The sequence below is a fragment of the Streptomyces sp. NPDC050564 genome (assembly GCF_044457265.1).
Classification (GTDB): domain Bacteria; phylum Actinomycetota; class Actinomycetes; order Streptomycetales; family Streptomycetaceae; genus Streptomyces.
In genome coordinates this window covers 1-19,256 of the sequence record NZ_JBITGS010000038.1, presented here as the reverse complement: position 1 = coordinate 19,256, position 19,256 = coordinate 1, and the positions used below count along the sequence as shown (strand labels likewise).

The window sequence follows — 19,256 nt, the reverse complement described above, 5'->3', positions numbered from 1 at the left end:
TCACACCAGCCACTGCACGATCGTCGGGGCCGTCCAGGCCCGGCCGCTCACCGGGCACTCCGCCCCGTGCGGGTTGTTGTCGTCGTCCTGGGCGGGCAAGAGCAGGCTGCCCGCGGCGCGCGGCAGGTCGTCGGGACCGGTGCCGGAGCGGATCGGCCGGCTTTCGCTGTGGTGTCGGGAGCGTGCCGGGGACCCGCAGGAAGCGCTGCGGAACACATCGTCCGATCCGGGATGTCAGAGCGGCGCGTCACCGCCGGCATGGGGGGAGCCGCGCACCGTCGGCCGCGGCTCCCCCACGCTGTCAGAGCGTTGAAATCTTCACTGTCTTGGCATACGGGGCGCCTTCCAGGTTGCTCAACTGGGTCGTGACCTGCACGGGGTCGCCCTTGCCGAAGGGCAGGCTGTCGTCGGGGAGCAGGACGGGCACTGTGACCCGCACGTCATGCTTGTTCGCGTCGCAGGTCAGCGCGGAGTGCTGGACCGTGGCCACCCCCCTGGGGCTGCGGACGTCGGAGTCCCGCTTGTCGGACAGCCGCCACATCACGTCCAGGGACAGCTTGTCCCCGGTCGGATCGCAGGAGTATGTGACGTCGACAGCGATGGCCTTGTTCGGGGCAAGCGCGACGGTGCCTATGGCAACGGTGTTGTCCTTGCCGAAGATGGTGGAGCCGTCGCCGGCCATGGCCGGAGCGGCAGTGGCGACGGCACCCGCACCGACCGCGAGGAGACCGAGGGCAGTAGCGGTGAGGCGCCGGCGAAGACGTGATGACTGCATGCAGAATTTCCCTTTCCGGGCAACAGGCTGTGGCAAATGCGCCCGAATCATCACACCGGTCTCTCTCACCCCGGTCTCGGCCCGGGCCTCGCCGAGAGGTCCTGGCGGCGATCACGTGGGAAACGAAGACCCATCCTTAACTCGAAGAGCGCGCGACCGGCTGCCGGCGTATGGCTCGGCGGTGTGGCCATCGCCTCCACCATCGGCGGGGCGAGGCGGGGTGGGGTGGTTTGGGTGGGCCGCGTGGCCGCGATGAGCAGTCATCCAGGTCGGCTCGTCATGGCGTGGTGATCGACAGCAGGGTGGAGCTGCGGTCCCACAGTTGGCGGGCCAGTTCGGGGTCGCGGGCTTGTTCGGTGGAGGGTGCCGGCTTGCGCTTCTCGTAGTACTCGCCGGGCTGCCAGGTGGTGCCGGGGGCGCCTTCGGCGAGCCAGATCAGTTGGTCGGCGCCCTTGTCCGGGCTGATGGTGAACAGGTTCTTGATGATCGGGGTGTGGTAGACGTACCGCATGAAGTGGGTGGTGTCGTTGGCGAAGTTGGTGGCCACGACGCCGGGGTGGAACGCCACTGCGGCGATGCCGTGTGTGTGGTGGCGGTGGTGCAGTTCCCGGGTGAACAGGATGTTGGCCAGTTTGGCGTCGCCGTAGGCCTTGTTGGGGGAGTAGTCCTTCTCGTTCTGCAGGTTGCCCATGTCGGACGGAGACCGGCTGGACCGCGTGGGCGCGGCGGATGGTCTGCGGGCCGGCCTCGCTCAGGCCGAAGTACTTGACCTTGCCCGCGTCGATCAGTCCCTTGACGGTGCCCGCGACGTCCTCGATGGGTACGTCCGGGTCGACGCGGTGCTGGTAGAGGACGTCGATGTGATCCACGCCGAGGTGGCGCAGGCTGTTGTCGGCGACCTTGCGGATGTTCTCGGGGCGGCTGTTGAGGCCGTACCCCTGCTCCGACCGGGAGGACAGGTCGAAGCCGAACTTGGCCTCGCAGACGAGGACGCGCATGTGCGACATCTTCGGCGTGGCAAGGACCACGTCGTCGCGGAAGTCCTTGACCGCCTTGCCGAGAAGGATCTCGTTGGAGCCGGTGCCCCAGCCGTAGAGCTCGGCGGTGTCGAAGAAGGGGTGACGCCCAGGCCGTACGCACGCTGGATGGCGGCGGTGCCCTCCTGCTCGTCGCCGGGGCCGTAGGCCATCGTGAGGCCCATCGAGCCGTAGCCGATCGCCGAGACCTTGAGGCCCTGGCTGCCGAGTGTCCTGTGCTGCATGACGCGCTCCTCTGGTCAAACCAAACGGTTCGGTTTTAACCGTGCGCCCTGTCTCGCCCTTCGCCAAACCGAACAGTTCGGTTGGGTAGTCTGGGGGCATGACCTCCTCGACCAGCGCAGACTCGACCCGCGATCGCATCGTCACTGCGGCCGGGGCCGAGTTCTCCCGGCACGGGATCGCCGGAGCGCGGATCGAGCGCATCGCCAAAGCCGCGAAGACGAGCAAGGAACGCCTCTACGCCTACTTCCGCAGCAAGGAAGCCCTCTACCGGTTCGTCGCCGAGCGGGAGCTGGCCGCGGTGGCCGAGGCGACCCGCATGGACCCCACCGACCTGCCCGAATACGCGGGGCGGGTGCACGACTACTTCATGCGCCACCCCGACCACTTCCGGCTCATGAACTGGGGCCGGCTGGAATTCCCAGGCAGCGGCGCCGCCCCCGATGACCCCACCCACGAAACCGTCCGCCGCAAGGTCGAGCAGCTGCGCACGGCTCAGGAAGCCGGCCACCTGGATCCCGCCTGGGACCCCATCGACATCCTCGTCTTCGTCAACCAGATCGCCATGTCCTGGGCCGGACAGCTCGACCTCGTCCAAGCGGCTGCCGACCAGGTCCGTGACCCCTCCCTGGCGGCCCGCCGCGCCGCCATAGTCGCCGCCGTTCAGCGCCTCTTCCCGGCCACCGCAGGCAACGCCGACACCGGCTCCTCCTGACCACCCACCGAAAACAGCGGAAATCATCACCCGGCAGGCGCTGCAGCAGCCAAGCAGACTGCCTGAGCCACCGTCGTGCAGCGGTCGGCACAGTGAGCGGGCTGGCCGGTGGGGGATCAGGCAGCAGGCGGGCCTGAGAAATACCTCGTGGATGCCGGCGCGGCGTTCCCGGCGCACGCGGAGCCGGCGAAAGCCGTGGAGCCGGGCGAAGGTCCGCTCCCTCACCCAGCGCAAGGTGCCCAGCCCCCTGCCGGGTGCCGCGGCGGGCGACAGCTTCCCGCAACCGCCGCCGGCAGGTCATGCCCGAGCCGCAGCCCAGCTCCTTCGGCAGGTGCTCCCACTGGATGCCCGTGCAGAGCACGAACGAGATCCCGCACAGCACCGCATGGTCCCAAAACGGCTTTCGGCCGGGAAACCCGAAGCGCCGCTCCTTCCTCGGCAAGAGCGGCTCGATCCTCTCCCAGAGCTCAAGCTGGGCTTGTCGTTTGACGTCCGGCGGGAGTGGCAACGGGCACGCTGGGCAGTAACACGCAAGCATTGGTGCCGAGTTGAGGCGCGACCCAGGGCATCGCTGACGCCGGGAGGAAGCATGGGCACGGCCAACATCGACCCGTCCCTCAAGAAGCTGCTGAAGCAGCGGAGGCTATACCTGCGCAAGGCGAAACCCGGTCAGCACGCGCGCGGCGAGGAGACCTTCTTCGTACTCCTGGACGACGGGCATGAGGACGGATTCCAGGTCGGCCACGTCGTGGAGGTGGCGGGCGGGCTGGCGTGGATCGCCTACGCCCGGGCACAGGGTTATGCCCCCAGGAAAGTTGGCGTGGGGCTGCCGAGCTTCGAGGCGGCGATACAGGCCGTCATCGACCACGCCCGCTACGACGACATCCTGCGGGCCACCGAAGCGAGATCAGGCACCGTCACGACCTACACCGCTGTGGTGGACGAGGGCCATGCCGACTGGCTCGCCGCGCTCGAAGAACCCGAAGGCATCACCCACCTCGGCAACGGCAGGGTCCAATTCACCGAGTCCGCCGTCGCGTTCCTGCGCAACCCACCGATGCCGCTCGCGCTCTATCTCGAAGTCCAAGCCGACAACGAGTTGGTGCTGGATCTTTGCTCGTACAGGCTCACACGCGACCGGTAGAGCCGGATGCCCGCTCTCCACCGAGCACAACCGCACGCAGGTCACTGTCTTCCGGTGGCTCAGGTCACCATGCGTTGATGACCGGCGCGTCGGGCTCGTGCTGCCGCCAGGCCCTGTTGAGGCGCGCGAGCCGGTCCGCGGCCGCGACGCCGCGCAGGGACGCGACCTTGCCGTCGCTGACCTCGAACGTCACGGCGCCCACGATCCGGTCGTCGACCACGGCGAGGACGGCCGGGGAGCCGTTGACCAGCGCGATGTGCATCGCGGGGGAGCCGCCGGCCAGCCGCCGCTTCGCCGGAGTGGGCTTGAAGCCGGCCCGCACGTAGGAGGCGACCCGCTCGCGCGTCGTGTACCGCAGCAGCCGCCTGGCCAGTCCGGCGCCGTCCGAGACCGCCGTCACGTCATCGGTGAGCAGCGCCACCAGCCGTTCCGTGCGCCCCGACGTGGCGGCGGCGAGGAACTCCTCGACGACCCGGCGCGCGGACGCGGGGTCGGCCTCTCCGCCGCGGCGGCGCTCGGCGGCGACCCGGATGCGGGCGCGGTGGACATGCTGCTGACTCGCGGACTCGGTGATGTCGAGGATTCCGGCGATCTCGGCGTGGCTGTACGAGAAGGCCTCGCGCAGGACGTAGACGGCTCGCTCGACCGGTGAGAGGCGCTCCATGAGGGTCAGTACGGCCAAGGACACCGATTCGCGCTGCTCGAAGGTGTCGGCCGGGCCGAGCATCGGGTCGCCCTCGAGGAGCGGCTCGGGCAGCCAGGCACCCGCCGCGCGCTCGTGGCGCGCCTGCGCCGAGCGGAGCCGGTCGAGGCAGAGATTGGTGACGGCCTTGGTCAGCCACGCTTCCGGCACCTCGACCCGTTCGCGGTCTGCGGCCTGCCAGCGCAGGAACGTGTCCTGCACGGCGTCCTCGGCGTCGGCCGCCGAGCCCAGCAGACGGTACGCGAGCGAGGCCAGCCGGCCCCGGCTGGCCTCGAACCGATCGATGGCTGCGCTGTCCATGCGGAACAACCTATGCGGCGGCCCTCACACCGACCTGGTCGGGTGCGGTGGACAGGCGGCGCTTGCGCTTCGGCATGCCGAAGGTCGGGTGTGTGATGCCCCACCCGGCCCCCTTGAGCACGCCCGACTTGAGCCGCGCGGCGGTCCGGCCGCCCAGGTACCAGGACTTCGACCGGACGTCCCCGTCCACCATCTGGAAGATCGCGTCCCGCCGCCCGAGGCTGATGTGGTTGCCGTAATACTTCAGCCCGATGGTCGGGACCTTGCTGCACGTCAGGCGCGCGATGATCGCGGCTGTTGCCTGCATGTTGGTGAAACCGGCCGAGGCGCAGGACATCGGCAGCGGCCGGCCGTTCTCGCCGATCGCGTAGGCGCAGTCACCGGCGGCGTAGACGTCCGGGTGCGAGAGCGAGCGCATGGTGCGGTCGACGACGATCTGGCCGGTCCCGGCGACCTCCAGGCCGCTGGCTGCCGCGATGGGATGCACGGCGAACCCGGCCGACCACACGGTCACCTCGGCCGGGATGGACGTACCGTTGGCGGCGATCGCCCGCGTCGGCTCGACGGCTTCGATTCCGGTGTGCTCGTGGACGGTGATGCCGAGCCGGTCGAAGGCCTGGCGCAGGTGGCGGCGGGCCTTCGGGGAGAGCCAGGCGCCCAACTCGCCGCGGGCGGCGAGTGCGACCGAGAGGTCGGGCCGCGACTCGGCGAACTCGGTGGCGGTCTCGATGCCGGTCAGCCCCTCACCGACGACCAGCACCGTGCCGCCCTCGCCCAGGCCGGCCAGGCGCTCGCGCAGACGCAGCGCCGAGGACCGGCCGGTCACATCGAAGGCGTGCTCGGCCACGCCGGGGACGCCATGGTGGGCGACGGAGCTGCCGAGCGCGTAGAGAAGCGTGTCGTACGCGAGCTCGCCGTCGCCGTTTTCGCCGGTCACGGCGACGGTCCTGCGCTCGGGGTCGACGCCGGTGACGCGCGCCAGGCGCAGCCGCACCCCGGTCCCGGCGAACACGTCGGCGAGCTTGCGGAACCCGAGGTCCTGGCCGATCGCGAGCTGGTGGAGCCGCATCCGCTCGACGAAGTCGGGCTCGGTGTTGACGACGGTGATCTCGGTGTCGGCGGGGGAGAGCCGGCGGGCCAGGTTTCCGGCGGCGAAGGCCCCGGCGTAGCCGGCGCCGAGTACGACGATGCGGTGCTTCATGGCGTTGCTCCTGTCTCGTTCGCGTGCCCCTTGAACGAGACGGCGCCCCGATTGCTGACAGGCGCCGAGTGTGACGCGGGTCACCGACCGAGATGAGCGGCTGAGCCTCCGGCAGGCGCTCGGGCCTTCCTTGCGCAGTCGAAACGGGGCGCTGGCCAACTACGGATCGAGATGGCCAACTGTCGATCGGCGTCACACCCGTGTGACCGAGCAGCCCAGTTTGCGAACGGCCACCACAGTTTGCGAGCCGCTTCGGCCGTATCACCCTGTCGCTGTTCTACCGGTGGGCGATCAACGAGGGGCACGCAGCGGCCGAGCCGTTCACCTACCGGGCCGCGCGGCTCTGTTCGCCGGCACGGGCCGGGAGGTGAGGGTGAACCTGGCGATCCGCCGCACGCCGAAACCGCACGTGACGATCAAGTACCTGGAGCCGGACTCCACCGAGTTGTTCCGCAAGGGGCGCCGGAGGCTTGCCCCGGACGGCTCGCAGGAAACCGGGTTCCACGGCCGGGAGATGGCCCGCAACGCCGCGGTCGGAGACCTGGTGCTGACCACCGGGCTGCGGCTCCAGGAGTTCACCTGCCTCCTGCTCTGGGAAATCCCCGCGCTGCCGTTGGAGGCCGACCCGGACTTCGATTCCGTTTCCCGATGCGGGCCGGGATCACCAAAAGCAAGAAGTTCCGCACCACCTGGATCTCCTACGAGGCCCTTGCCAGTGTGTACGACTACCGGGAGCTTGACCGGGCCGCCACCGTCGAGGGCACCCGATGGCGGCCGCCGCGGCGGTGGGGCGAGCCGCTGGGGGTGACCGATTCTGACGAGACAGGCGGGCTGATCAATGGCATCCGGCGGCCCTGGGCATCGCTGGCTCCTGCAGAGCGGCGTGGCACGGACGCAGGACCATGAGCGCACTCTCCAAGGTCGCCACCATGGCGAAGGGGAACCGGTCGACCTCAAGACAAAGTGCAACGTCATCAGGATGGACTCCTTGACGTACACCTTCCGCCAGCTCGGCGGCGGCGCGCGACTCGGCAGCTCTGCGGAGGAACTCAGCAGAATCCGTGCCAGCCTCAGTGACCCTTCGAGCGATGTATTGAGCACACGCCAGATCTTCATCGGCCTGCCCATCGTCGCCAGTGATCACGAACGTGACACTGTCGCTCTTGCGCGTCCGCAAGAGCCGAGCTGTTGCCTCCGCCACCACGAAGCCGGCGCACAGCACCAGCGACGCCTCCTTGGCCGCAAGGGCACCGACCGTCCCTGCCGTGGTCTTCTGCACAACGGTCCGTCCGCCAAGGTCAATAGACCGCAGCAGGCCCGGCGAGTTGACGGTGTCGAACCCGGGCGCGGGCGGACCGTCTTTGAGCGCCACCCAATCCGGGTGGCGAGCCTTGAGCGCCAGGGATTCGTCCAGCGACTCAGCAAGAACGATCTTTTCCGCCCCCTGAGCAAAGGCCCAGGCAGCCACGGTGAAAGCACGCATGACGTCGACTACGACCGCCACGGACGGGGCTTCGACCAGCTCAGCGATGCTAAGGAAACGAGCGTCCATTCCGATCATGATTCCGCATGCCCGATCCGAAGTACCCAGAGAGTGATCCGCATCACAGCGACGGTCTCGGAATGCAACACCTCCCGCTGCCTGCGTCGCGAAAGTGGTCCACAACGACACTCCTGCTCAATCGCCACACGGGGCCATCCGCACACGGCCTCTGCGGGCACAAGCCGCACGATGCTCACCCGGGAGTTTCCCGGCTCGGAGATCGCTGTCGGGATGCAGCTCAAGCACGTCGCCACCCGGGCGCTCGCGAACACCACCACCCCACGGCGTCCGATCTCGCCGACTGGGACGACTGCGTCAAGCCGCCCGGCCGCACAGACACCAACTGGTGCCGCTTGCAACACGTCTCTTGGCGTGGCGCTCAACCGCCAGACGCAGGTAACTCGTGCGCGGGGTGGAGCGGCAGAGGTGGAGGACCGACCGGTCTTCCGGCTCGCGTGACGCGGCGGCGCGCCTTTACGAGCCTGTTTCGGGCGCACGGAGACGCACCCGCCTGGTCGCGGGACTGGTGGCGCTTGCCCGGGCGGTCACGGGGGGAACCGCTCCGGGCGGAAGTCGGCAAGCATCTCATCTCTCTTCCCGCTGAGGATCTCCGAAGCAAGCAGCCGGCCGATCACCGGCCCGAGCGTGATGCCGCTGTGGGAAACGGCCTCGTAGTAGCCCGGCACAGACGGCACCGCTCCCACCGAGGGGAATCCGTCGGCCGGGATGGGCCGGTTGGCTACCCGTGTCTGTGCGATGCGGGAGTCGCCGAGCTCGGGAACGACGTGCCGCGCCGATTCGTGGAGCAGCCGCGCGAGTTCCGCTGGATCTTCGCCTGTGTCGATGAGTGCGTCGATCTCGCGGCTGTGGACGACGACCGAAGCGTCTCCGTCAGGGCGGATCTCGATGTGAGGCGCGTGCATGGCCCGGTGAACCGGGACCTGAGCACAGCCGATCCGGGTGATGGCGCCGGGTTCCCGGCGCATCGGCAAGTGCCGTGCGATGAGCCCGGCGACGTGGGAGGCGCTGGGGCCTGCTGCGTTCACGACGATGTCGACGTCGAGACAGCTCCCGTCGGACAGAGCAACCGTCCGGATGCTCCCGTCGGCACCGGTGCCGATGTCACAGACCGCGGTGCCGGACCGTTGCTCGGCGCCGGATGCAACGGCCTGGCCGACCAGGCGGCCGACGAGATGACGTCCGTGCACCCAGGCTTCGTCGGGGTAGAACACGACTGGAACCTCGCCGGGCATCGTGAGAGCAGGTTCGAGGCGGCGGCGCACCTCGGCCCCCGTGCACACCTCGACCCGGTAGTCCCAGCTAGTCAGCAGTTCGGCTGTTCCCAGGAGCTTCGCCTCCGCTGCGGGATCATCTGCCCAGCGCAGGTGGCCACTGGGATACCACCATGAGTCCGGCCCGATGGTCCTGGCCAGCTCACGGCACGCTGCCATGCCCGCGACGTTCAGGTCGAAGTAGGATTTGCGCGCGGTCTTGTTGCTGGCGTTGACCCACGAGAAAGACCAGTTGGTGACGCCTTCGCCCGGCTGGCCTGCGTCGATGAAGACCACCTTGGCGCCGTGCCGGGACAGGTTCCAGCCCACGCTGGCTCCGAGGATGCCCACTCCGATGACAGCAACACGTTCAGGCCGCTTCACCGACCCGATCCTCACGTAAGCCCCCTTCCCAGACCACGGGCGAACTCAACTCCCGTGTCTAGCATGCAAGCATGGTCATGGCCAGACCGCGCCAGCCGCAGGAGGCACGGTCCAGGACGGCCCAACCAGGGTGAGGTAGCTGGTCGCATCGCACTGAGCGGACTGAGCGGCTCTTACACGCTCACGCTCGCGTTCGTCGCGATCTCGGGGGTCGGCGTGGCCGCCTACCACCCCGAATCCGCCCGCGTCGCCCGCATCGCAAGCCAGGGCAGCCACCGGGCCATGGGCTGGTTCTCCACCGGCGGCAACATCGGCTTCGCGCTGGCCCCGCTCATGGTCACCGCCGTGGTGGCCACCGGAGGACTGCGCTGGACACCGCTGCTGGTGCTGCCGGCCCTCGCCGGTGCCGCGATGTGCCTGCCCGTGGTGCGAGCCCTGCAGCAGAGGCAGGCCACCGGACCCGTTACGACGGTGCCCGCCGGAAGCGACGACACCACCTCCTTCGTGAAACTGTCACTGGCCGTGGTCTTCCGGTCGATCGCGTTCGTCGGTCTGAGCACCTTCATCTCGCTGTACGCCCGGCAGCGCCTGGGCGGCAGCACGGCCGCGGGCACCGCGGCCCTGTCCGTGCTCTACCTCGGCGGTGCGATCGGCTCGGTGCTGGGCGGAACCCTGGCGAGCCGCTGGGACCGGGTGACAGTCTCGCGCTGGTCGTACTTGATCACGGGCACGGCCATCGCGGGCGTGGTGTGGGTGCCCGGCCCGGCCATCTACCTGTTCGTGGCACTGACCTCGGCCGGCCTGTATGTGCCCTTCTCGCTGCAGGTCACCCTCGGCCAGGACTACCTGCCCTCCCGGGTCGGCACCGCCGGCGGGATCACACTCGGCCTGACCGTCGGCATCGGCGGCCTGGCCGGCCCCGCCATCGGCAGCATCGCCGACGCCACGTCCCTGCAGACCGCCCTGGCGCCGCTCGTCCTGATGCCCATGCTGAGCTGGCTGCTCTTCCGCAACCTGCCCGAACCCACCGCGCCACGCCTCGGGGCTGCGCCGCATCCGAAGGCAGACGATACGGACGCCACATACTCGCCCGTCCAGCAGCCCGGCCACCGCTGACCGACTTGGGTGAGCAATAGTTCTCGAGTTCCGTGTTCGTCCTCCATCTCCTGGCGCGACTGAGAGTGCCTGGACCTGGGCCTGTTACCTCGTCCGGGTGACCGCAGGCCGTTCTGACCCAACCTCGTCCGCAGTACGCAACCCTCATCCCTGTCGGGATTCCTTCAGCCTGGGTGAAGTCGTGGAGGCGTGGGTTGGCTCCGGCCGTAGTGCGCGATCTGCGCGAGTACCGGGCGCCGGTGACCGATGCTGAGATCTTCGCCGTCCAACAGGTCGCCGTCACCCCAGTGCAACGGCTGATCGTCGCCCTGGCCGCCGTCCACGCCGCCCGCGCCACGGCCATCCGACGCCTCACCTTGGACGACCTCGACCTGCCCAACCGCCGGCTCACCATCGCCGGACACACCCAACGGCTTGGCGAACTGCCTCACCAGACCCTGCTGGCCTGGCTCGACCAGCGTCGCGCCACCTGGCCGAAGACTCCCAACCGGCACGTATTGATCAACGCGAAGACCGCTCTGGGAACCGGGCCCGCCAGTGCCGAATACCTCAAGCGGCACCTGCTGCACCAGGGCGTTTACCTTGAACGCATCCGCGGCGACCGGGTATTGCACGAAGCACTGGCGGTCGGCGCCGACCCGCTGCGCCTCGCCCTGGTCTTCAACCTGTCCCACACCGCCGCGAGCCGCTACGCCGCCATCGCTCAGAACCTGCTCGACGACCGGATCGGGCGGGCCGCCGGCATCGAATGAAGGTCCCGATCCACGTGGACGCTCGTGATCGTTTCTGAATGCCGACCAGATGTGCGGACGCTCCATCGCCCTGGAGAGTTGCCCTCGTCGGCTCCAACCAGCCAGCTGCGGCCCATGGAACCAGAACAAGACTGCCCCGCCCTACAGGCGACGCGTGTGACCTCCGTTGATCTGGTCAATCTGATCGAGAAGGGCTGCATTCAGCTGCGCCCGCGCAGCCCTGACTTGCTCCAGAGCCCCCAGGACCTCACTGCGCACGGGACTCCCCTGCCGCAAAGGACGTCGCAGGACATCGGCACGGACTTCCCGGGTAGCCTCTCGCAAGCGGCCCAGGAGCTGGGAGAGGGCGATGAACGCTGGTCCGCCCCCATCGTGTAGTCGCGCCCCGCCTGGGGCTGGGACCAGCGGAATTCCGTGCGGTGGTGTGTCCTGTGACTCGAGCCAGAGACCGTTGTGAGCCAGCGCATGTCCGGCTTCGGTGGTCTCTCGACTGAGTTGGACCATGATCTCATCGAATCGGTCCACCTCCACAGAATGGTGCGCCTGCAAATCTTGGACCACCCGCTCCAGTGCATCGATCCACGCCCGACCCGTGGTCCGCATCTTCAGCAACCGAGCGATCTCTATCTCACTTTGGCGAGCCGCCGCGCACCCGCACCACCGGCGTGTGTCCACGCCGGCCCCAGGTGCGGGCGACCCCAGCCTTTTGCGCCACCTGCGCCTGGGAGTGACCGGAGAGCAGCTGCAGTGTCTTGAGCCCGCTTCCCAGCTCCTCCCTCGTGCGAATCGTCTCCGGGTCCAGTGTCGATCCGCTCCCCACCGCGCCCCCCGCCCGTGCCATCGATGGTTCGGTTTCGTTCGGCACTGTACCCGCGCCGTTCGGGGCGGATCCCGGCTTTCGTCGGCTTCCCGACCAGCCGATGCGGCCGAACGGCCATACGCCGCAGGGTGGTTGGCACATCCCGCGACGACCGAGGAGCAGACCATGTGCCACCCGTCACCACACGACCGCGACAGCCGCCAGGACCAGCAGGCCACTTCGGCGCCGACGTTGTTCCGCGGCCGCACCGTGCTGGTGCTGTTGCTGTCCGTGCTCTGCGGGATCGCAACCGGAGCCCTCTGGTGCGCGGCGAGTCACTCGTGGCCGGAAGCGGTGGTGACCGGCGGAGCCGCGGCCGGCGGGGCGCTCGGCCTGTTCCACCAGCTCGTCGGGCCACAGTGGTGAGCGCCACCCGAGGTTGCTCATTCGCCGAGCCCACAGGGGAATTCGCCGCTCAGCCCGGCACCATAGGCAGATCGGCGCGCAGGTTTGTCCGCGGTCACATCCCAGTATCCGCGAACCCGCGCGCTTGCATGTTCGACGTCCTGGAAACCGCCGGAACCGAACTCCTTGCCCGGCCATACCGCGAGCGCCGCGCGATCCTGGAGGACCTCTTCGCCCGCGACACGCTCGCCGCCCCGTTGACGCTGTGCCCCGCCAGCTCGGACCGGGCGACCGCCCTGGACTGGCTGGACCCGGCCTGGGGCACGGCGAGTATCGAAGGTGTCGTGGTGAAAGGCACCGGACAGTCCTACCAGGCGGGCAAGCGCGGCTGGGTGAAGGTGCGAAACATGATGAATCCCGCGTACCCGTACGCGGCGCGCCACCGCTTCGCGAGAAGCTTGCCCGTTCCACCGGACGGCAGAGGCAAAGGCAAAGGCAAGGAGAGCTCTCTCCTTGCCACTCTCAAGCTATAGCGCACTGGGGGGCTTGCCGCAAGACCCGGGTCACGGCGCAGAATCGTCGGTCGAGGCCTCAACCTGCGGAAATGAGGGGGACGACGTGCGTGTGCTGTTGTCGACGTACGGGGGACGCGGTGACGTCGAACCAGTGGTGGGACTGGCAGTGCGGTTGCGGGCGCTCGGGGCGCAGATTCGGGGGTGCGCTCCGCCCGACTCGTCAGAGGGAAGGCCATCAGGGATGAGGACGTGCCCGACAAGAGGTTCGACAGAGCTGGAGGCGCCGGCTATTCGATCGGCCACTGCAGTGCAACGGAGCACGGTTGCCTCGGAGGTATCGCAATGATCGAGCAGTACGTGTTGGATCTTCAAGAGATTGACGAGACGCAAGTCGCGGTCGTTGGCGGCAAGGGCGCGCACCTGGGCGGGCTGTCGCGGATTGAAGGCATTCACGTGCCGGGTGGCTTTTGCGTGACGACGGACGGCTTCCGGCGGATCATGGCGGAAGCGCCGTCGATCGACGATCGGCTCGATCAGCTGTCGCGCTTGAACCCGGACGACCGCGAGGCGATCCGCACGCTCAGCGCGCAGATTCGCCGGACCATCGAAGAGATTGCCATCCCGGGCGATCTCGCGGCGGCCATCACCCGCGCGCTCGCCCAGCTCGGCGAGCAAGCCGCCTACGCTGTCCGATCCAGCGCGACGGCAGAGGACCTGCCGACGACCTCCTTCGCCGGCCAACAGGACACGTACCTGAACGTCGTGGGGCTGACGGCGATCCTCCAGCACGTCAGTCGGTGCTGGGCCTCGCTGTTCACCGAGCGGGCCGTGACCTATCGCCAGCGGAACGGCATCGACCACCGTACGGTCCACATGGCTGTGGTCGTGCAGCAGATGGTCGTCCCGCATGCGGCCGGCATCCTGTTCACGGCCGACCCCGTCACGGGCAACCGGAAGGTCGCCACCGTGGACGCCGGCTTCGGCCTCGGCGAAGCCCTGGTCTCCGGCCTGGTGAACCCGGACGTCTTCAAGGTGCGACACGGCGCAGTCGTCGCCAAGGCGATCGCCGCCAAACAGCGTGCCGTTCACGCCCTGCCCGGCGGCGGTACGCAGGAAGTGGCGATCGATGCGCAGCAGCAGGAGCAGCCGGCGCTGACGGATGCGCAGGTGGTGCTGCTCGTGCAGCTCGGGCGGCGGATCGAAGCCCACTTCGGCCGCCCGCAGGACATCGAATGGTGCCTGGTCGACGACGGCTTCCAGATCGTTCAAAGCCGGCCCATCACGACGCTGTTCCCCATCCCCAAGGCCGGCGACCAGGAGAACCACGTCTACGTCTCCGTCGGCCATCAGCAGATGATGACCGACCCCATGAAGCCCCTGGGGCTCTCCATGTGGCAGCTGACGGCCATGGCACCGATGCACACGGCCGGCGGGAGGCTCTTCGTCGACGTCACCCCGCGCCTGGCCGCGCCGGCGAGCCGCGCCGCCCTCCTGGACGTCATGGGGAGAGGCGATCCACTGGTCAGGGACGCTCTGGAGACCGTCCTCGACCGCGACGATTTCGTCCCGTCGCTCCCGGACGCGGGTCCGGGCGGGCCGCCGGCCGGCGGTGCGTCCGCCCCGATCGAGACCGATCCGGCCATCGTCACCGAGCTGATCGATCGCAGCCGGACGTCCATCGCCGCCCTCGAGCGCGACATCCGGACGAAGACCGGACCGGCGCTGTTCGACTTCCTGCTGGAGGCGTTCAAGGAGCACAAGCGGGTCCTCGGTGATCCGCTGAGCATGCAGGCGATCATGGCGGGGATGGAGGCCACGTGGTGGCTCAACGACAAGCTGCAGGAGTGGCTGGGCGAGAAGAACGCGGCTGACACGCTCACGCTGTCCGCCCCCGACAACGTCACGTCGGAGATGGGACTGGCGCTGCTCGACGTCGCGGACGTGATCCGCCCGCAGTCGGAGGTGGTGGCGTTCCTGCAGGGCGTCGAGGATGAGGGCTTCCTGGACGAGTTGCCGAAGCTCGCCGGGGGGACCGAAGCGCACGACGCCATCAAGGCCTACCTCGACCGGTACGGCATGCGCTGCGTCGGCGAGATCGACATCACGAGGCCGCGTTGGCGCGAGCGCCCCACCACGCTCGTGCCCGTGATCCTCGACAACGTCAGGAACTTCGAGCCGGGAGCCGCCGAGCGGCGCTTCGAGGAGGGCCGGCAGAAGGCGCAGAAGAAGGAACAGGACGTGCTGTCACGCTTGCTGGCCCTGCCGGACGGGGACCGGAAGGCCGAGGAGGCCAAGCGGATGATCGACCGGGTCCGAACCTTCATCGGGTACCGGGAGTACCCGAAGTACGGCATCGTCAGCCGCTACTTCGTCTACAAGCAGGCCCTGTTGGCGGAGGCTGAGCGCCTGGTGCAGGCCGACGTGCTTGCTGAGAAGGAGGACATCTTCTACCTCACGTTCCAGGAAGTCCACGACGTCGTGCGCTCCAACGAGGTGGATGCACAGCTCATCGAGCAGCGCAAGGACGCGTTCCGGTCGTACGAGGCGCTCACGCCGCCCCGGGTGCTCACATCGGACGGTGAGGCCGTCACGGGGGCGTACCGGCGCGACGACGTGCCGGCCGGCGCCCTGATCGGCCTACCGGTTTCCGCCGGGACCATCGAGGGAAGGGCCCGCGTCATCCTTGACATGGCGGAGGCCGATCTCGAAGCGGGCGACATCCTGGTCACGTCCTACACGGATCCCAGCTGGTCGCCGCTGTTTGTCGGAATCACGGGCCTGGTGACGGAGGTGGGTGGCCTGATGACCCATGGCGCAGTGATTGCCCGGGAGTACGGCTTGCCGGCCGTCGTGGGCGTGGAGCAGGCCACCCGGCTGATCCGGGACGGGCAGCGGATCCGCGTGCACGGAACCGACGGGTACGTCGAGATCCTGCTTTGACCGACCACACCAGGAACACGTCGCCTCACGGCGCGGTGAGGTCGAGTACCAGCTCGCCTGTGGTCGCCCCTGCCTCGATCCGGCGGTGAGCTTCGACAACTCGCTCCAGCTCCAGAACTTCGACCTGGATCCTCAGTTCTCCCTCGGCTGATGCCTTCACCGGGCGGCGCAACGCCTGCCGTGTCTCGGCAGGATGGACGGCGACGAAGGCTGCCAGGTCGAAGCCGGCCTGCACCATCGCGTGCGCACGGACATTGACATCACCGCGTCATGAGCCGGAAATAGGGCAATCTCCCAATACCGCCTCTTCGCCAGCGCGCTCACACCACGGCGGAAGCGGTGATCGGCGGGTGACCGGGGCGACAAAGTCACCGAAGCGGGCGGAGGTCTCCGGCTGATCGCCCGCACCACCCCCCTCAACCACCGCAGTCCGGCGCGAGCTGGGTGTGCAGCTGCGCCCTGCCGGACCCGATCACCCTTGGCGCGGGCGCCACTTCTCGGCATTCCCTGTTGAATTGGCGTGTTGAAGCCGATGCAAGAGGGGCGGGGCAATGCCGGGGTGGCGTGTGTTCTGGGTGCCCACGAAGACGTTCGTGGGCGTGAGACAGATATCGGTGCTGACGGGCTGGGACGACTTGCAGAGCCGCGAAGAACGGACGGGGGTCCACTCTGGCGATCCGATCATGCTGTCCCCCGACTACCGGGTGGACGAGCTGCTAAGTGAGTACTTGAGCCGCTCCAGCTTCGTGCTCCTAGAGCACGAGACGAAGCGCAATTACACCTCCGACTACCGGGTCTTCTTCGACTTCTTGTGGGGGCGAGGAAAGCTCTGGACTCAGGCCACCGCGGATGATCTGCTCGACTTCCACGACTGGCGTGTGCGCTCGCCCCAGAACCCTGGCCGAGTCGGCGGGGCGAAGTGGAACCGCGAGCTTGCGGCGTTGACGCGGCTCTATGACTGGGCGAACCGGAGACGGGTACGTCCCGGCAAGCCCGGTGCAGTTGCGGACGATCGCAGGGCGGTACGGGGGGACGACCTCGGTCCCGGCCGGACGGGAGAAGAGTGCCCGGACCAGCAACGTGCACTGGCTGACCCCGCGGGCGTTTCGCCGGTGGCTGGACGTCGGAATGCGCGGCCACACGGCTCAGGGCTGGCCCGCTGCGACCTGGGCCAGCCGCTTGGAGGCGCGCAACGTCGCGTACGCCGAACTGCTGTTCTCCTCAGGCATGCGCCTGGTGGAGGGAGCGTCGCTGCTGACCGTGGAAGTTCCACGGATCAGGCTGGACGGCGGGGCCGCCGCTACCAACTTCCGCGCCATCCGAGCCTTTGCCCAGTTCGTCGCCCTCCAGGACCAGCCGGTGCAGGGACCTGGACGCGCTCACCCCGGGGCTATGGAGGGCCTGGCGGCTGAGCCGCCCCACATACCGGCAGGCCAGCAGCAGCTACGCTGCATGGTCCACCTGCTGCGACACTTGCATCCCAGCCGCGGTCCGGGAGGTTATGCCTCAGCGGCTCCCGCGCTTGAAGGTACAGGAAACAGCGCTCAGACCAGCAGACTTCGAGGTGCTGAAGAAAACCGCGCGGCAGCTGTTCCGTGCCGCGCACCTGCGCATCAGTGAGAACGCCGCTCATCTCGATGCCTGGCGAGCAGGAGCCTTCGCCCCGGGCAGCCGCGATGCGAAGGTCGGCGAGGCACTGGATGTGCTGGCCCGCACCGGCTATGCCCCGGGGGATCGGGCGGCCACTGGGCGCCAGCGGGTGACCTGGCGCTACAAGGAAGCTCTGGGCGGTGAGTCTGCTCCGTACACCTGGCACCGCCTGTTTCTCACCTCCAAGGAGGCATCCGCGCTGGGAATGCTGCTGGTGATCGAACACGGCCTGAATGCCACGGCAATCGCCGAGATGCCTGTGCCGAAGGCCACTCCCGATCCGGGCGAGGACGGCTCGCCGGTCTATCGAGTGGAGTTGCACAAGCCCCGCCGCGGCGCAGGGCGGCATGTGGAGACCCGCAACTGGGTCGACACCGACGCCCGCTCCCCGGGACGGCTGATCACCCAGGCGCTGGAAGCCACCTCTTTCGCCCGCGCCTATGTACGCGAACACGCCCCGGACATCGACCGACTGCTGATCTGGTGCAACGCGCTGCCCAGCCATCCACGCGGAGACCTGCAACGCGTGGGGCCGTTCAGCATCGGCCTGGCAAAGGGCGCAGTGAACACCTGGGCGCAGGAGGCCGGCTTGAAGGGCTCGCTGCTGCGGCGCACGCGCAAGACCGTCAACGTGCTGCACCGACGCGAGTCGGGGCAGAACAGCCAGGACACGCACGATCGCACCTACGTGATCCCCGAGCCGCAGGTGCACCAGGCGGCCATGCCGGTGATCGCCGACGGTGCACAGGACGCACTCGATCGCGCCCGGCGCACTGTGCTTCAAGCCCAGCTCAGCCAGCACCCCGAGCCAGGTGACCAGCCGACCGCCACGGCCGATTGCCACGACTACACCCACAGCCCCTTCAACGGCCACGGGATCAGCTGCCAGGCGTCTTTCCTCATGTGCACCGCGTGCCCCAACGCCCGTATCCACCCCGGCCACCACCCCCGGCTGGCCCTCCTCCACCAGGCGCTGGCCAACCTGCGCGACCTACTGGACATGACCGAGTGGGAGACGACCTGGGGAGATGCCCATGCCCGCCTGGACAACCTCAAAGACCGACTTGGCGCGGCGCAGTGGCAACGGGCCCTCGCCGCCGCGACACCCGAGGACCGAGAAATGATCATCCTCCTGCTCGACGGAGACCTCAACTCGTGACCCTCACCGTTCCCGCACGCCAGGCGCCCATCCAGCTACCCGAACCTGACACCCCAACGATCGCCGTCGACCTGATCCACGGCGACAACACGGCCCCCGTCGCCGCCTACGCGGAGTCTGTCTGGCCACTGGCCGCGTTGATCGACAACCCCAGCACCACCCGGCACAGCGTGGACTGGAACACCTTCCCCTCCGGACAACTGCGCACCGAGCTACGCCTCCTGGCCTGGCTGATGATCAACGGATCGCTTCCACAGAGATTCCTGATCGACCGCTCGGTCTCCTGGAGGCCACGAGTCAGCGCCAGCGTCATCAGCACCACTCTCGGACACTGGCGGCAGCTTTCGGAATGGCTCGCATCGCGGGGCATCGCCACCCTCGCCGACTGCACGGCTGACGTGCTGATCTCCTACAGTCGGCACCTTCGCCAGCGCAACCGAAGCCGCAGCACCGTTCACCTGCACCTCAGCGCCACATCTAGGCTGTGGGCCTTCGACCAGACCAGCCCGGCCCCGGCCGGTATCGGCGAGCCGTTGCTTCGATCCTCAGTGGATTTCAGCAATCCGGGCATTTCTGCCCGGAAGGTCCGTGACGTCACCAAAGCGTGAGGGCTTCGGTTTGTCGA

General features: G+C 68.4%; 18 protein-coding genes and 3 pseudogenes. 11 read left to right on the top strand and 10 right to left on the bottom strand.

Annotated features, from left to right (window positions below):
* The 4 genes and pseudogenes from ACIBK0_RS41090 to ACIBK0_RS41075 all read right to left on the bottom strand — a co-directional run.
* Entirely contained in the window at positions 1-216 is a 216-nt protein-coding gene (locus ACIBK0_RS41090; protein ID WP_399091969.1) for a hypothetical protein, read from the bottom strand.
* An 85-nt stretch (positions 217-301) separates the two neighbouring features.
* Positions 302-775: a hypothetical protein gene (locus ACIBK0_RS41085; RefSeq protein WP_399091966.1), complete on the bottom strand. Its 474-nt coding sequence runs from the start codon at positions 773-775 to the stop codon at positions 302-304.
* A gap of 277 nt (positions 776-1,052) precedes the next feature.
* On the bottom strand, positions 1,053-1,466 hold the full coding sequence (locus ACIBK0_RS41080) for a hypothetical protein (RefSeq protein ID WP_399092151.1): 414 nt from the start codon (positions 1,464-1,466) through the stop codon (positions 1,053-1,055).
* A 4-nt stretch (positions 1,467-1,470) separates the two neighbouring features.
* Positions 1,471-2,036: pseudogene (locus tag ACIBK0_RS41075) on the bottom strand (aldo/keto reductase); the annotation flags it as partial.
* A gap of 98 nt (positions 2,037-2,134) precedes the next feature.
* Here ACIBK0_RS41075 and ACIBK0_RS41070 point away from each other — a divergent pair.
* A complete protein-coding gene (locus tag ACIBK0_RS41070; RefSeq protein WP_399091963.1) occupies positions 2,135-2,749 on the top strand; it encodes a TetR family transcriptional regulator in 615 nt (204 codons plus the stop codon).
* Positions 2,750-2,863: 114 nt separating this feature from the next.
* Here ACIBK0_RS41070 and ACIBK0_RS41065 read toward each other — a convergent pair.
* A pseudogene (locus tag ACIBK0_RS41065) lies at positions 2,864-3,257 on the bottom strand (transposase); the annotation flags it as partial.
* Between the two features lie 81 nt (positions 3,258-3,338).
* On the opposite strand from ACIBK0_RS41065, the gene ACIBK0_RS41060 reads away from it, so the two are divergent.
* On the top strand, positions 3,339-3,893 hold the full coding sequence (locus ACIBK0_RS41060) for a hypothetical protein (RefSeq protein ID WP_399091960.1): 555 nt from the start codon (positions 3,339-3,341) through the stop codon (positions 3,891-3,893).
* A gap of 64 nt (positions 3,894-3,957) precedes the next feature.
* On the opposite strand, the gene ACIBK0_RS41055 is transcribed toward ACIBK0_RS41060, so the two are convergent.
* The 4 genes from ACIBK0_RS41055 to ACIBK0_RS41040 all read right to left on the bottom strand — a co-directional run bounded on the left by ACIBK0_RS41055 (position 3,958) and on the right by ACIBK0_RS41040 (position 9,295).
* Positions 3,958-4,896: a sigma-70 family RNA polymerase sigma factor gene (locus ACIBK0_RS41055; RefSeq protein WP_399091957.1), complete on the bottom strand. Its 939-nt coding sequence runs from the start codon at positions 4,894-4,896 to the stop codon at positions 3,958-3,960.
* A 10-nt stretch (positions 4,897-4,906) separates the two neighbouring features.
* A complete protein-coding gene (locus tag ACIBK0_RS41050) occupies positions 4,907-6,097 on the bottom strand; it encodes an NAD(P)/FAD-dependent oxidoreductase (protein WP_399091954.1) in 1,191 nt (396 codons plus the stop codon).
* Positions 6,098-6,932: 835 nt separating this feature from the next.
* A complete protein-coding gene (locus ACIBK0_RS41045) occupies positions 6,933-7,649 on the bottom strand; it encodes a 2-phosphosulfolactate phosphatase (RefSeq protein ID WP_399091951.1) in 717 nt (238 codons plus the stop codon).
* Between the two features lie 536 nt (positions 7,650-8,185).
* Entirely contained in the window at positions 8,186-9,295 is a 1,110-nt protein-coding gene (locus ACIBK0_RS41040; protein ID WP_399091948.1) for an NAD(P)/FAD-dependent oxidoreductase, read from the bottom strand.
* Positions 9,296-9,442: 147 nt separating this feature from the next.
* On the opposite strand from ACIBK0_RS41040, the pseudogene ACIBK0_RS41035 reads away from it, so the two are divergent.
* The 6 genes and pseudogenes from ACIBK0_RS41035 to rph form a co-directional block, all read left to right on the top strand.
* Positions 9,443-10,411, top strand: a pseudogene (locus ACIBK0_RS41035) (MFS transporter); the annotation flags it as partial.
* A 209-nt stretch (positions 10,412-10,620) separates the two neighbouring features.
* A complete protein-coding gene (locus ACIBK0_RS41030; protein ID WP_399091945.1) occupies positions 10,621-11,163 on the top strand; it encodes a hypothetical protein in 543 nt (180 codons plus the stop codon).
* A gap of 156 nt (positions 11,164-11,319) precedes the next feature.
* Positions 11,320-11,541 carry a hypothetical protein gene (locus ACIBK0_RS41025; RefSeq protein WP_399091942.1) on the top strand — a complete coding sequence of 74 codons (222 nt, stop codon included), beginning with the start codon at positions 11,320-11,322 and terminating at the stop codon, positions 11,539-11,541.
* Between the two features lie 607 nt (positions 11,542-12,148).
* Positions 12,149-12,388 carry a hypothetical protein gene (locus ACIBK0_RS41020; RefSeq protein WP_399092148.1) on the top strand — a complete coding sequence of 80 codons (240 nt, stop codon included), beginning with the start codon at positions 12,149-12,151 and terminating at the stop codon, positions 12,386-12,388.
* Positions 12,286-12,900, top strand: a complete 615-nt coding sequence (locus ACIBK0_RS41015; protein WP_399091939.1) for a hypothetical protein — start codon at positions 12,286-12,288, stop codon at positions 12,898-12,900. Before ACIBK0_RS41020 ends, ACIBK0_RS41015 begins: the two co-directional genes overlap by 103 nt.
* 324 nt (positions 12,901-13,224) lie before the next feature.
* Entirely contained in the window at positions 13,225-15,822 is a 2,598-nt protein-coding gene (gene rph, locus ACIBK0_RS41010; RefSeq protein ID WP_399091936.1) for a rifamycin-inactivating phosphotransferase, read from the top strand.
* A 25-nt stretch (positions 15,823-15,847) separates the two neighbouring features.
* On the opposite strand, the gene ACIBK0_RS41005 is transcribed toward rph, so the two are convergent.
* Positions 15,848-16,060, bottom strand: coding sequence for a zinc-binding dehydrogenase (locus ACIBK0_RS41005; RefSeq protein WP_399091933.1), 213 nt, complete (start codon positions 16,058-16,060; stop codon positions 15,848-15,850).
* A gap of 313 nt (positions 16,061-16,373) precedes the next feature.
* Here ACIBK0_RS41005 and ACIBK0_RS41000 point away from each other — a divergent pair, with 313 nt between their 5' ends.
* The 3 genes from ACIBK0_RS41000 (at position 16,374) to ACIBK0_RS40990 (ending at position 19,239) form a co-directional block, all read left to right on the top strand.
* The gene (locus tag ACIBK0_RS41000; protein WP_399091930.1) at positions 16,374-17,234 is read left to right on the top strand and encodes a site-specific integrase; all 861 of its coding nucleotides are present in this window, start codon (positions 16,374-16,376) and stop codon (positions 17,232-17,234) included.
* Positions 17,235-17,344: 110 nt separating this feature from the next.
* Positions 17,345-18,631 carry a hypothetical protein gene (locus tag ACIBK0_RS40995; RefSeq protein ID WP_399091927.1) on the top strand — a complete coding sequence of 429 codons (1,287 nt, stop codon included), beginning with the start codon at positions 17,345-17,347 and terminating at the stop codon, positions 18,629-18,631.
* Positions 18,628-19,239, top strand: a complete 612-nt coding sequence (locus ACIBK0_RS40990; RefSeq protein ID WP_399091924.1) for a hypothetical protein — start codon at positions 18,628-18,630, stop codon at positions 19,237-19,239. Before ACIBK0_RS40995 ends, ACIBK0_RS40990 begins: the two co-directional genes overlap by 4 nt.
* Positions 19,240-19,256 lie beyond the last annotated feature (17 nt).

Bases quoted from the DNA above. Each gene is read 5' to 3' on its own strand.
- ACIBK0_RS41085 (WP_399091966.1), bottom strand. From the start codon at position 775: ATGCAGTCATCACGTCTTCGCCGGCGCCTCACCGCTACTGCCCTCGGT.
- ACIBK0_RS41080 (WP_399092151.1), bottom strand. From the start codon at position 1,466: ATGGGCAACCTGCAGAACGAGAAGGACTACTCCCCCAACAAGGCCTAC.
- ACIBK0_RS41070 (WP_399091963.1), top strand. From the start codon at position 2,135: ATGACCTCCTCGACCAGCGCAGACTCGACCCGCGATCGCATCGTCACT.
- ACIBK0_RS41060 (WP_399091960.1), top strand. From the start codon at position 3,339: ATGGGCACGGCCAACATCGACCCGTCCCTCAAGAAGCTGCTGAAGCAG.
- ACIBK0_RS41055 (WP_399091957.1), bottom strand. From the start codon at position 4,896: ATGGACAGCGCAGCCATCGATCGGTTCGAGGCCAGCCGGGGCCGGCTG.
- ACIBK0_RS41050 (WP_399091954.1), bottom strand. From the start codon at position 6,097: ATGAAGCACCGCATCGTCGTACTCGGCGCCGGCTACGCCGGGGCCTTC.
- ACIBK0_RS41045 (WP_399091951.1), bottom strand. From the start codon at position 7,649: ATGGACGCTCGTTTCCTTAGCATCGCTGAGCTGGTCGAAGCCCCGTCC.
- ACIBK0_RS41020 (WP_399092148.1), top strand. From the start codon at position 12,149: ATGTGCCACCCGTCACCACACGACCGCGACAGCCGCCAGGACCAGCAG.
- rph (WP_399091936.1), top strand. From the start codon at position 13,225: ATGATCGAGCAGTACGTGTTGGATCTTCAAGAGATTGACGAGACGCAA.
- ACIBK0_RS41005 (WP_399091933.1), bottom strand. From the start codon at position 16,060: ATGGTGCAGGCCGGCTTCGACCTGGCAGCCTTCGTCGCCGTCCATCCT.
- ACIBK0_RS41000 (WP_399091930.1), top strand. From the start codon at position 16,374: ATGCCGGGGTGGCGTGTGTTCTGGGTGCCCACGAAGACGTTCGTGGGC.